Raw genomic sequence first — 12,647 nt, 5'->3', positions numbered from 1 at the left:
CAAAAACCAGTATTCGGGGTGGGGACCATGAGTGCTCTGGGTGAGCTGGGGGTGCGGCTGTTGGGTCTCCTGATGGCCGGGGGGTGTTTGCTGGGCATGCTGGTTGGGATAGGGTTGTTACTCAGGCCGGATTACGGGCATACCTTGCGCCGCCCGGCCAAGGAGTTATTGCTGCCTCTGGCCCGGTCCATCCGGACGGAACGTTTTTTTTACCGGCATCATCGCCTGTTTGGTGGCTTGGTGTTTTTGGCCTCGGCCATTTTTTTGTCCCGGCTGGTTGGGTTTTTGGGGCAGGATCTGACTCTGGCCCCCATGGCCGGACCGGGTGGCCCTGTGCAGATCTGGCTCTGGGAAAGCGTGGTCGTTTTTATCTGCCTGGCGGGCCTTTTCACCTTGACCGTCGGCATCCTGCTGCTTCTTCGCCCCAGCCTGTTGCGTACCTTCGAAGAGTGGGCCAATCGGCGCTTCTCCACTCGAGGGTTGCGCATCACGCTGACGCAATGGCATGGCGCCCTCTCAGGGTGGATCCTGCACCATCCCAGGGTCATCGCCCTGTTTTTGATCATTGGCAGTCTTTTTACCTTGCAGCATTTTTTGCGATACCACTTGACTTTCCTGTTGGGGTTTTGAAAGGTGGCCGCATGATCGTTCCTCTTGCATTCCGGTTCCAGCTCCGGCGATTGGCCGAAGCCATGCAAGAGGTGATCCGCCATGGATGAGGAAGCGTTTCATGATCTCCTGGAAAGTGTTCACATCATGGGAGAGCACATGAGTGGAAAGAAATTGGACGGGATCAGGGTTACGGAATTTCCCGAAGTTGAGGCAAAATCCATTCGCAACAGGGTCGGCGTATCCCAAAGCGAGTTTGCCAGGCTCATCGGAGTGCCGGTGAAAACCTTACAAAATTGGGAACAGCACCGTACGTCCCCCACAGGACCGGCGCGTACGCTTCTACGCATGATTTCCCGTGATCCAACGGCTGCCATGCGGCTTTTGATATCCGGCTGACTTTGAAAAAATTTCCGGGCAATGTTTATTTTTTTGAGGATTTTTTTTCTCGTTATGTTTAGACTGGGGGAGTCGTTGTATCCCTTGCATCCGGGTTTGTGTAGTCCGGTCGGGGATATGGGTCCGGGTTGGCTTTCGGTTATCCGCTGCGGCGGGCTCCGATGCTGCGGGCCAAGTGAAACGTGGGCTGCGGCCTTCACTTTGCAAGATGGAGAATTCAATATGAAAAACAACAGGCAGTCGTTCCCTCTCGACCGGATGGGCGGTTTCACGATGATCGAATTGATCATGGTGATCGTGATCCTGGGTATTCTGGCCGCCGTGGCCGTGCCCAAGTTCACCAACCTCTCTTCCAATGCCCGGACAGCGGCCCTCGCCGGCGTTGCGGGCGGCATCTCTTCCGGCAACAGCACCAACGTCTCCGTCTGCGCCGTGGATCCAACCCTTACCACGGCTGGGGGCAAGTGTGTCGCAGTTGACAACTGCTCCGATGGTGGAGACCTTTTGCAGGGCGGGCTTCCGGCAGGTTACACGATTACCGCTGCGGCTGTGGCCAGCGGGGTAACCAGTGCGGCCTGCGTTCTTACGGATACAACTTCGAGTGCGACGACTACCTTTTCCATCACGGGTACGCCCTGATTGGCATCGTAAATTGAGGGAGACCGCAGGGTCTCTTTTCGCTTCTCCCTGAAAGGGTTACCGCTCCGGAGGTGCCATTTCGGCATCTCCGGGCGGGATCCCGTTCGTCCCGCCACTCTCCCTGGCGGGTGCGCCTTTCTCAGGTGGTGTTGATATGTCGCGTGGTTTTCTGGTGGGGCTGTTCTCGATTGCCTTGCTCGTGTTGGTCGTTTGGGGTTTCCTCAAATCCCAGGCGGATGTCAGTGGCGAGGCCACGCTCCATGGGATGGCCCGTCGCATCGAGGATGCCAATCTCCTCAATGCCTCGGGTTGCAACGATGGCAACGCCCGATGCGTGCCCGTTCACGATTGCAGTCAGATGCCCAGTCTCCTTCCCCCACGTACCGTACCAAGTGACCTCGTGGCGGAGGAGAAGCCGATTGCACCCTGGGAAGTTGTGACCTGTGCCTTGACCAGCGCCAGACTCGGCGATTCCGTTCGTGTCAGAATAACCGGAACTCCGGCGCACTAAAATTGTCCATACTGGTGTGGCAGGTTAGCCTTGTTGCCTGCCGGTTTGAATGGATTGGCCGGAATCTGGTGTGCTATCCAGGAAAGTTCGAACCATGGATTGGGCGCTGATCGAGGTGTTTCGGTTGCTCCGTTGGTCGCTCTCCGGGTCGGCGGGTGACACCTTTCGGAAGCAAGGTGGAGGGAGCGGCTTTTGTGTCTGCCCCGGTGCGGTCGTGGGGTTGAACGGGACAAAAGGTTAGGAGGGTCCGATGGGATCCGTCCGCAAGGAGTACCTCCGTACCGAACCAGGTTTTACCCTGATCGAATTGATCATGGTGATTGTCGTCCTTGGTATTTTGAGTGTCCATGTCATGACCAGAATGTCTGGTAACACCATGGAACTGCGCAGCAAGGCCGACCAATTGGCCATGGATATCCGCCAGACCCAGGCCTACTCCATGTCCAATACGGGTGTCGGCGACTTTTCCATCCAGAGCACAGCCACGGATACCTACCAAATCCGGAATCCGGTTGGCACCGCCCTGAGCACCACAACCTTGAGCGGCGTCACCTTGACAAACTTCGCCCTCTCGTTCGATGGGCGAGGCCAGCCCAACGCAGGCGTCACCATCACCCTGACCATGGGTACGAGCACGCGCACGGTTCAAGTTGTGGCCACAACAGGTCTGGTGCGCTGATATGCAAAATGATCGTTTCACTTCACCTTGGGTGCGCTTGCAAACCGGTTTCACTCTGATCGAGTTGATCGTGTTCATTGTTGTGGTGGCCCTTGGGCTGTTGGCCGTTGTGCCCCTCTACCTACAGATTACCGTGGGCGCCAAATCCAGTCGCGAGATGCTCCAGGCGCAATATCTGGCCCAGGAACGCCTGGAACAGATGCTGGCGGAAAAGTATGCCGGAGGTGGCTTTACCGCTGTGACTGCCGCCAATTATCCCAATGAATCCAATATCAACATTGGCGCCAGCCTGAATTTTGACCGGACTGTCGTCATCGAAGGGGCATCTCTGGTGGGGACAACCCTGACTTGCAACGGCACGGGGGTTTATACTGCGGAAAGTTACAAGTGTCTCTATGTCAGGGTATTTGCTCACGGAAAAACAACGATTCTTGGTGTGACGCAGACGATGATCAGCGACTTTTGATTGGGCCGAACATGACACGACACCACGGCGGAAAGACCGGATTTACCCTGATCGAGATGGTCATCACCATCACGATCATGGGAATCTTTCTGGGTGTGGCCGGAAGGATGACGGCTGGTGTCTACTCGGCCTATACAGCCAACATGTACTTGAACCCCCTCCCTTCCAAAGCCAAGGCAGCCATGGAGAGGATCATTCGGGAGTTGCGCAGCGCGACTGCTGCCAGCGTGACCCAACCGACTGGTTCCGGTAGCATCCAGTTTACCAACGATCAGGGTACCACCATTCTTTTGAACCAGACCGGCAGCCCGGTCACCACCGTCTTCATGAACTCCGTAGCCCTGGTGGAAGATGTCGCGCAAAACTCTCTCCAGTTCACCTGGGACACGACAAAAAACCTCGTCACCATCAACTTTACCATGCAGGTGGTCATGAGAGGATTGGGTGGATCGACCATCACAGTTCCCTTCCGGACCGCTGTGTACGTGAGGAATTAGGTATGTCTGGGCAATCAAGATTGCAGCAGCAAGGATCCATGGCCGTAACGGCGATCATTCTGATTGCGGTGTTGGGAACCGCAGGCATCGTCCTATCCAGGATGTACCAATCCAGCAAAACTGCGGAGTCAGAAAACACGGCAGGCGACCGGGCCTTCAACCTGGCCGAGGCTGGCGCCCAATCCGTTCTCGCCCAGTTGAAGGCGAGCAACTGTGACCCGACCTTGTTGGCCGGAAAGGCCATGAATGGCAACGATGTTGTAATCACCCAAACCATATCCGGCCAGGGGGTGTTTTCGGTGACGTTTCACCCCACGGGCGCTCCCAACACCTGGTCTGTTTCTTCTGTGGCCACGGGTAGCCGCCGCATCACAAATTTTCCCAGTTTGAGCTGTGGTTCCAGCGCCGGGTGTTCCTACGCCGTCGTCGGCAGGAACAATAACAATCTGAGTGTAGGCAACAATACGGAGGTCAACAGTCACAGCGTGTCGAGTTGCGGCGGGGGAACCTGCAACGTCCTGGATGCCAGCGGCGCCCGGCAATCGGCGTCGGTCTCCCTGACGGCGTTGCCAACATACGTGGCCAGCACCCTGGCCGATGGCAACAAAAGCGGCGGGCCCTTGGGAGCAGGAAATTATCATGACATCACCATTGGGAATAACGGGACGCTGACGTTCAACACCTCCGAAGGCGCCTACTACATGAACAATCTTACCCTTGGCAACAATGTGACCGTCAACATGGCGCCGGGAACGTATCATGCTGCCCGGATACAATTTGGCAACAACAACAACCTGGTCGTGACCCCGAGCGGTGTCGTCAAGATATTTGTGAACATCCAGGCAGATATCGGCAACAATGCCAATCTGAACCATGGCGGAAACGTCGCCAATCTTGGGTTTTACAGTTATGGCTCATTCCAGGTCGGCAATAATGCCCATATCTCCGGTGTGGTCTACGCTCCGGGCAGCGCCACCCAGGTTCAACTTGGCAACAACACGGAATTGACGGGGTCCGTCATTTCCGGAGGCCAGGTCGCTATCGGCAATAATACTGAGATCACCTATGATTCGGCTGCGTCGGCTGCGGTCACGGCTTTGGGCATCTCTTGCGGTGGTGGCGGCGGCGGCGGTGGAACCATCACACATGGGACATGGGGCGAGCAATTCTAGAGATCGAGGAGAGTGTGTGATGAGCAAATTTGGCAGGCAACGAGGATCGATGGTCATAGGTGCCGTCGCTGTGGCGGCGGCTGTGGGCGTGGCAGGTGTCGTTCTGGCCAAGATGTATCAATCCAGCCGCAAGGCGGGTTTGGAACATTTGGCTTCTGATAAAGCATTGAATTTGGCCGAGGCAGGTACCCAGTCGGTGCTTGCCCAATTGAAGGCCAACGGATGCGACCCGACCCTGCTGCCTGGAATGATCAAGGTGGGTGACAATGTCATGGTGACGCAAGACATTGCCGGCGCTGGTCAATTCGTGGTGATTTTCCGCCCTACACCAGGGGTGAGTCATTCATGGACTGTTGTCGTCAAGGAGAAAAATGGCCGCCGGGCCGCCAAATTTCCCGGCGTGACCTGTACTGGTGGCGATGGTGGGGTTTGTACGACCTATGCCATGGTGGCCAATGCGGGTCTCTCTATCGACGACCGTGCCAAGGTGAATGGCGAGTCGGTCATACCCTGCAAAACCAACCCCACCCATCGTGGTGGCGGAGATTGGCAACACCGTGGGGAGTGGGACGATGATGACCACCGCCATGGTGGTGGTGGCAAGGATGGTGGCAAGGACGGTGGTGGCAAAGATGATGGCGGCAAGGATGATGGTGGCAAGGATGGTGGTGGCAAGGATCATGGAAGCCTTCTGGATTCCCCTTGGAGTGAGTGGCTTTGTTCCCTGGGGATACAGCCCGCCTTTGCCGCTGGCAAAGATGATGGCAAGGATGATGGCAAGGATGATGGCAAAGATGATGGCAAAGATAAGGATGGCAAGGATGATGGCAAGGACCGCTATGGTCACAGCCGTCAGGATCGTGGCTGGGTGGGTTGGGGACGTTGCCGGGGTTGGGGACACTGGCACCAGGATTGTATGGGGGACTGCAACGTCCTGACCATTCAAGGCGCCCTGGAGAAGCAGAACGTGCCGTTGGTCGATTTGCCGGCCTTTGTGGAAAGTACGGGGGCCCAAGGTGATTTGATCGTGTCCAGCGACATGAGCAGGGGAACTGGCCAGTATGACAGGGTGACGATCGCCGATAACAGAACCCTCACCTTTACCGATTCCGGCGGAACGTACTACATCAAACAACTCAACCTTGGTGACAACGCGACGCTGAATTTGGCTCCGGGCGACTACTACATTTCAGACTGGAACACGCGCCATTGGTGGTGGTACGGCAACCTGCACGAACCTCTCTGGAAAAAATGGTTCGCCGGATTGGGGGTCGGGGTGGCTTATGCCGCTGGCAAAGATGATGGCAAAGATGATGGCAAAGATGATGGCAAAGATGATGGCAAAGATGGTGACAAAGATAAAGATGGCGACAAAGATGGTGGCAAGGATTATCACCGGTTCGACGGTTCGTGGGGTGGCGACACTCCCCGTGTCGTGATATCGCCGAGTGGCGTTGTCAAAATCCATCTGAAAAACGCCCACCTCAAACACAATGCCCAGGTGAATACGGGTGGCGCCATCGGCAATCTGGGCATTTATGTCTACAACTCGTTCGAAGCTGGCCAAAGCGCCGATGTCACAGGGATCATTTATGCCCCATCCAGCTCGGCCACTATCCGCTTTGACCGGGGCAGCTCGCTGACTGGATCGATTCTGACCGGGGGCAGCGCCACGCTCAGCACGGATGCCGTGTTTACCTACAATGACGAAGCCGCCGCCGCTGTTCAATCGCTGGCGCCAGCTGCCCTGTGCGCCGGTGGCGGCAGTGCATCCTCCGGGCAAGTAACCCCAGGGTCATGGGGAGAGGGGACGACAGCGGATCAAAATTGATCCTGGGCGTCCTGTTTCGAGTGATGTTGGTCAAACAACTGCCTCCCCGAGGGTGTTCCCTTGGGGAGGTGCAGTTTTTTTCTGCACCCTTTTCAAGAAAAGCTTGGATATGGAAGCCTTTGTCAGGGCTTTGCCCCGAACCCCACCAGGAGGAAGGGCGCAGCCCTTCCTCCTGGACCTCCATCCCAGTCTTGCAATCGTTATTTTTGTTGGAGTGTCATGAATCAACATTTAGATGAGATTGCCCGGCGACGCACCTTCGCCATCATTTCCCACCCCGATGCCGGGAAGACCACTCTCACAGAGAAACTATTGCTGTTTGGTGGAGCCATTCAGTTGTCCGGAGAGGTGCGGGCGCGGGGGCAACAACGCCGGTCGGCCCGTTCCGACTGGATGAAAGTGGAACGGGAGCGAGGCATCTCCGTCTCGGCGTCGGTGATGACTTTCGAGTTCGGTGGATGCGTTTTCAACCTGTTGGATACACCCGGACATGAGGATTTCAGCGAGGACACCTACCGCACGTTGACAGCCGTGGACTCGGCCATCATGGTGATCGATGTTGCCAAGGGTATAGAAGAACAAACCCGCAAGCTGTTTGAAGTGTGCCGGTTGCGCAACGTGCCCATCATGACTTTCATCAACAAGATGGACCGGGAAGGGCGGGATCCGTTCTCCCTGATGGATGAGGTGGAGCAGGATCTGGCGCTCGATGTGGTGCCTGCCACCTGGCCCATCGGCATGGGACGCGATTTTTTGGGCTGTTATGACCTGATGAATGACGGACTGCTCTTCATGGAGCGTGGCCGCAGCGAACACGTTCCCGAGGCCATCGCCTGCCAGGGCTTGGCGGATAGGAAGCTGGATGATCTCATGCCCGCCGATGCGGTGCAAACCCTGCGTGACAACGTGGAGATGGTGCGCGGCTTGTGCCCCCCGTTTTCCCTGGAGGCCTATCGGGCAGGGCACATGACGCCGGTCTTTTTTGGCAGCGCCTTGTATAATTTCGGTATTCGGGAGTTGCTGGAGAGCGTGGTCCGTCTGGCGCCGCCGCCGCGTCCGCAACCGGCCCGGGAACGATTGGTGGATCCAGCTGAAGAGAAGGTGACCGGCTTTGTCTTCAAGATCCAAGCCAACATGGATCCCAAACATCGGGATCGGGTTGCTTTTTTGCGTATCTGTTCCGGACACTTCCGGCGTGGCGGCAAGCTGCGGCATGTCCGCTCGGGCAAGGTGTTGACCATTCACAACCCTTTGTTGTTTTTGGCCCAGGATCGCGGCCTGGTGGAGGAGGCCTGGGGTGGGGATATCATTGGCATTCCCAACCACGGCAATCTGCGCATCGGAGACACCCTGACCGAAGGGGAGGATCTGCATTTTACCGGTATTCCCAGCTTTGCGCCCGAGCTGTTGCAAAAGGTGCGCGCCGATGACCCCATGCGGGCCAAACATCTGGGACGCACCTTGTGTCAGATTGGCGAGGAGGGGGCTGCCCGGGTCTTCAAGACCAACCTTGGCTCCGAATGGATCATTGGTGTTTTGGGCAGTCTACAGTTTGAAGTTCTCGCTGATCGGATCCGGACCGAATACAACATTCAGGTCCATTTCGAGGGAACATCGCTGCATACGGCCCGATGGGTGGAATGCGACGAGGGCGCCATCCTGGGCTCTTTCAAGGATGCCAATCTTTCCAGCATGGCCGAAGACCATGACGGTGCGCCAGTCTTTCTGGCGCGCAACGCCTGGCACCTGGACAACGCCGCCAGGGAGTGGCCGAAGATAAGGTTTCTCAAGACCCGGGAACAGACAGCCAACAACGATTGAAAGACTGGGATAGAGGTCCAGGAGGAAGGGGTGCGCCCTTCCTCCTGGTGGGGTTCGGGGCGAAGCCCTGACCAAGGCGCCAAGGCGCCGCGAAGGGCAGGGGGGTTCTCGTCTACTTACTGGTGTGGGTGTAGACCCCATCCCAATTGGCGCCCGGAGGCGATACCTGGAAGTTTTGGATGCGCTCCAGATAGATGTCGTATATCTTCCGCTCTGGATCCTCTGCCTGCAACGCAGAAAAACCGGCCTTGGCCTCTTCCCAGGCCTGATGGCGGTACGAATCCAGCGCTTTTTGATAGATATCGAGGTGTTGCACAACTTTTGGTTCCATCTTGGCTGGATCACCAAGCGGTTCAAAGATGGCCACGGGCTCGTGTTTGCCTTTGACGCGGACCAGGTCGATCTCCCGGAAGAGGAATCCGGGAATCCGTTTGCGGGTGGTTTCACCGACGAGAATGTTGACGCCATACTGTTTTGTCAGGCTTTCCAGACGGGATCCCAGGTTGACGGCATCTCCCAGAACCGTATAGGCCATGCGAAATTCCGAGCCCATGTTGCCCACATTCATGGTTCCCGAGTTGAGGCCGACGCCAATTTTGAGTGTAGGCCAGCCGCGCTCTTGCAGTTTGCTGCCCAGATCGATCATGGTTTGAATCATCTCGACGGCAGCGTGCAAGGCATTTTCAGCATGTTTGGGATCTTGCAGCGGCGCTCCCCAAAAAGCCATGATGGCATCGCCCATGTATTTGTCGATGGTACCGCGATGTTTTTGGATTACATGGGTCATGGGGGTCAGGAAAAAGTTCATCAATCGGGTCAACTCTTCCGGCCTGAGACCTTCAGAGACGGTGGTAAAGCCGCGCACGTCAGAAAAAAGAACTGTCATCTCACGGCTTTCGCCACCAATCGTGAACTCCTGGCCGCTGGCGTTCATCTCATCGACCAGCTCCTTGGGTATATATTGCCCAAAAACGCGGGAAATTTTCCGTTTGCTTCTGGCTTCAACAAAAAATCCGTAGGATGTGTGGAGGATGAACATGGTCAGGATCAGCATGGCAATGGTTGCAACCGAAATGACAACACCCTGCTTCCATGCGTACAGGGAGCCGAGGTAAAGGCTTGATAACAGGAATAAGGTCAGCAAAACAGTCTTGACAGGAGAGAGGCGGGGAAGAGTCAGGGCCAACAAGGCGCCTATAATGAGCAAAGCCGTGAGTTCCATACCCAACAGGTAGTCTGGACGGGAAAGGATGCGTCCATCCATGATGCCGCTGATGATATTGGCGTGGATCTCCACCCCCGGATAGACGCTTTGCACCGGCGAACTCCGCATATCCATCAGGCCGGGGGCTGTCGTACCCACAAGAACCACCACCCCTGACAAGGATTCCGGTTTGGCGCGGCGATGCAGGATATCGGTGGCGGAAATATAGGGAAAACTGCCTTGCGTGCCCCGGAACGGAACCAGAATCGTGTTGTTGCCGTCAACGGGAATCTTGAGGGAGCCGACCGAGATCGATTCGGGAGAAAATTCGACGGGGGCATCCGGTCCGACGACCAAGCGCGCCAGGGCCAGGGAGAGCGAGGGATAGATCCCATCCTGGAACTCTTCGACCACGGGCTGCCGGCGGAAGACACCATCCGCGTCGGGTACGCTGTCAAAGAAACCACCGCTCATCGCATGTCGTTGCAATGTTTCCAAATTGCCGCCATAACCACCTACACGCACGAAGGATCCTGAGAACCCCTTTTCCTGCAAATCCTTTCGAGTGGTCAAGGGGGGAGGGATGGTTCCCGAAATCTTGACCTCCTCGGAACCGTATGCGGACTTGAAATAGAATCCCAAAACTACGGGTTTGTCGGAAAGTGCATCGGCGAACATCTGATCATAGGATAATTTTTTTCTCAGTTCTGGCATTTGACTCTGGAGTAAACCATCTTCCCGGAGGGGGCCTATGGACAACTCTTCGAGCACGCTCAGCCCCGAGTTGGTTTCAGGTTCTGCGAACACCACGTCAAAGCCCAGGGCGCCAATGCCATACTCATCGAACAAGATATGGATCAGATCGGCCATGCGTTTGCGGCTCCATGGCCAACGCCCTTCTTCTGCCAGGCTTTTCTCGTCGATATCCACGATGACGATACGGGGATCCATGGTATTGAGAGTGGTTTCCCTGACGCGCAGATCGTAGGCCACGTTTTCCAGGGAGACAAGCGCAGGAAAATCAATGATATTAAGAAGGTGGGCGGTAAAAAGGGCAACACACAAGGAACTGAGTATGTGCCTGACAAGATAGTGTTTCGCTCCGGGTTGTTTTGCCATATCACTGTCATACAGAGGGAGGAGGGGAGGGCGGGACGTAACCTGGAATCTGACTCACGTCGACATCGTCGATCTGCTCCGGAGAGAGAAACTGTTCGGCATAGCGCATGAAGACCTTTTTATCGATAAATACCTGAAACAGATCCGGATCGATGTGTTGATCCTTTTTCATGAAACCCAGGATTTTCAGGGACTGTGCCAGCGTTTTACCTGATTTGTAGGGTCTATCCCTGGCGGTCAAGGCTTCAAACACGTCCGCGATGGCCATGATACGGGCCTGAATGGACATTTGCTCCCGTTTTAAACCCTTGGGATAGCCGGTCCCGATCATGGTCTCGTGGTGCCCGCCGGCCATTTCGGGCACGCGGGCCAAATGTTTGGGGAAGGGGATGGCCTCAAGCATTTTAATGGTTGCCACGACATGGTTGTTGATGATCTCACGCTCTTCCTTGTTGATTGTTCCACGATCGATATCGAGGTTATATGACTCATTTTCTGTAAGGAAATCAACAATTTTTCCTTCTGGATCACACCATTTGTAGCGGCTGATGGCGGCAACACGATCCTTGCGCTCCTTGGACATGAACTCTCCGCCGATGTTGGCCTCGCGTATAAAATCCCGGTCGCTTTGGATCTGGTTTATTTTTTCAGAAAATTCCTGGTCAAGAGCCTGGGTGTCAATCTGATCGCCTTTCTCCAGGGCGGCCAATTTTTTCTTCAGCATTTCGATTTCGGCATCACGCTTCAACACCTCGAAGCGAACATCCACCAGATGGACCCGATCAAAAATAGCCTCAAGTTTCGTGGCTTTATCAACGACTTCTGTCGGTGTTACCACCTTGCCGCAATCGTGCAACCAGGCTGCGATCCTGAGTTCATACATGTCATCTTCGGTGAGTTTGAAATCTTTCAACTCTCCCACTTCCGAGCCGATGGCGGCTTCGGCCAACATTTCGGCCAGGACCGGAACACGATGACAGTGCCCGCCTGTGTAAGGGGATTTTTCGTCGATCGCCGTGGCGATGGACTGGATGAAGGACTCGAACAGCTTTTTCAGATCGGAAATGAGGCGTTGATTGGTCAGGGCAATGGCGGCCTGAGAGGCAAGGGATTCGGCCAGGCGCTGATCTTCTCGGGTGAAAGGGATGATCTTGCCTGTCTCTGCGCACTTGGCATTGATCAGTTGCAGAACCCCGATAATCTCGTTTTCATGATTTTTCAGGGGCACGGTCAAAAACGACATCGAGCGGTAGCCCGTGTTTTTGTCAAACGCTTTTGTCCCAGTAAAATCAAACCCTTCTGCCTCGTAGGCGTCGGGGATATTGACCGTTTTATCCCGGATCGCGCAATAGGCGGCCACCATGGCCAGGTTGGGTTTTCCGTTTTTGAAGAGGGGCAATTCTGGAAACTTGATGGGGACGCCGGTCGAACCACCCATGGCGATTTTCAGGGAGTCGGTACGAATGATTTCAAATTTGAGAGTCTGGTGGCTTGTCGCCAGGTAGACCGTTCCGGCATCTGCGTTGGTCAGCTCCTTGGCTCCGAGGAGAATATTTTCCAAAAGGCGGTTCGTATCCCTTTCGGAGGTGAGGGCTATGCCCAACTCATTCAGTTTGTTGATACGACGCAACAGGTTGGCGGAGGATCCATCCGATGGCTCTTCGAGCGCCGAATCAGAAACACCATCACTTTGCACGCCA

Annotated in this window: 12 protein-coding genes; 10 read left to right on the top strand and 2 right to left on the bottom strand. The window is 55.7% G+C overall.

The window, feature by feature from the left end; genetic code table 11:
• Window positions 1–27 precede the first annotated feature (27 nt).
• The 10 genes from HQL63_01270 (at window position 28) to HQL63_01225 (ending at window position 8,624) form a co-directional block, all read left to right on the top strand.
• On the top strand, window positions 28–630 hold the full coding sequence (locus HQL63_01270; protein MBF0175469.1) for a hypothetical protein: 603 nt from the start codon (window positions 28–30) through the stop codon (window positions 628–630).
• A gap of 81 nt (window positions 631–711) precedes the next feature.
• Window positions 712–1,008 (top strand): helix-turn-helix domain-containing protein, encoded by a 297-nt coding sequence (locus tag HQL63_01265; protein ID MBF0175468.1) that lies wholly within the window; start codon window positions 712–714, stop codon window positions 1,006–1,008.
• 258 nt (window positions 1,009–1,266) lie between these two features.
• Window positions 1,267–1,647 (top strand): prepilin-type N-terminal cleavage/methylation domain-containing protein, encoded by a 381-nt coding sequence (locus tag HQL63_01260; GenBank protein MBF0175467.1) that lies wholly within the window; start codon window positions 1,267–1,269, stop codon window positions 1,645–1,647.
• Window positions 1,648–1,801: 154 nt separating this feature from the next.
• Window positions 1,802–2,158 carry a hypothetical protein gene (locus tag HQL63_01255; GenBank protein ID MBF0175466.1) on the top strand — a complete coding sequence of 119 codons (357 nt, stop codon included), beginning with the start codon at window positions 1,802–1,804 and terminating at the stop codon, window positions 2,156–2,158.
• Between the two features lie 250 nt (window positions 2,159–2,408).
• Window positions 2,409–2,837, top strand: coding sequence for a prepilin-type N-terminal cleavage/methylation domain-containing protein (locus HQL63_01250; protein ID MBF0175465.1), 429 nt, complete (start codon window positions 2,409–2,411; stop codon window positions 2,835–2,837).
• Between the two features lies 1 nt (window position 2,838).
• Window positions 2,839–3,303 carry a prepilin-type N-terminal cleavage/methylation domain-containing protein gene (locus tag HQL63_01245; protein ID MBF0175464.1) on the top strand — a complete coding sequence of 155 codons (465 nt, stop codon included), beginning with the start codon at window positions 2,839–2,841 and terminating at the stop codon, window positions 3,301–3,303.
• Between the two features lie 11 nt (window positions 3,304–3,314).
• Window positions 3,315–3,800, top strand: coding sequence for a prepilin-type N-terminal cleavage/methylation domain-containing protein (locus HQL63_01240; GenBank protein MBF0175463.1), 486 nt, complete (start codon window positions 3,315–3,317; stop codon window positions 3,798–3,800).
• Between the two features lie 2 nt (window positions 3,801–3,802).
• Entirely contained in the window at window positions 3,803–4,972 is a 1,170-nt protein-coding gene (locus HQL63_01235) for a hypothetical protein (protein MBF0175462.1), read from the top strand.
• A gap of 19 nt (window positions 4,973–4,991) precedes the next feature.
• Window positions 4,992–6,803, top strand: a complete 1,812-nt coding sequence (locus tag HQL63_01230) for a hypothetical protein (GenBank protein MBF0175461.1) — start codon at window positions 4,992–4,994, stop codon at window positions 6,801–6,803.
• A gap of 219 nt (window positions 6,804–7,022) precedes the next feature.
• Complete coding sequence (locus HQL63_01225) at window positions 7,023–8,624, top strand: peptide chain release factor 3 (GenBank protein ID MBF0175460.1); 1,602 nt, start codon at window positions 7,023–7,025, stop codon at window positions 8,622–8,624.
• Between the two features lie 112 nt (window positions 8,625–8,736).
• On the opposite strand, the gene HQL63_01220 is transcribed toward HQL63_01225, so the two are convergent.
• The gene (locus HQL63_01220) at window positions 8,737–10,947 is read right to left on the bottom strand and encodes an adenylate/guanylate cyclase domain-containing protein (protein MBF0175459.1); all 2,211 of its coding nucleotides are present in this window, start codon (window positions 10,945–10,947) and stop codon (window positions 8,737–8,739) included.
• 7 nt (window positions 10,948–10,954) lie between these two features.
• The gene (locus HQL63_01215) at window positions 10,955–12,580 is read right to left on the bottom strand and encodes a GAF domain-containing protein (protein MBF0175458.1); all 1,626 of its coding nucleotides are present in this window, start codon (window positions 12,578–12,580) and stop codon (window positions 10,955–10,957) included.
• Window positions 12,581–12,647 lie beyond the last annotated feature (67 nt).

The organism is Magnetococcales bacterium (assembly GCA_015231175.1).
Lineage (GTDB): Bacteria > Pseudomonadota > Magnetococcia > Magnetococcales > DC0425bin3 > HA3dbin3.
The sequence above is the reverse complement of the archived record's forward strand: the minus strand, read 5'-3'. Positions and strand labels throughout refer to the sequence as shown.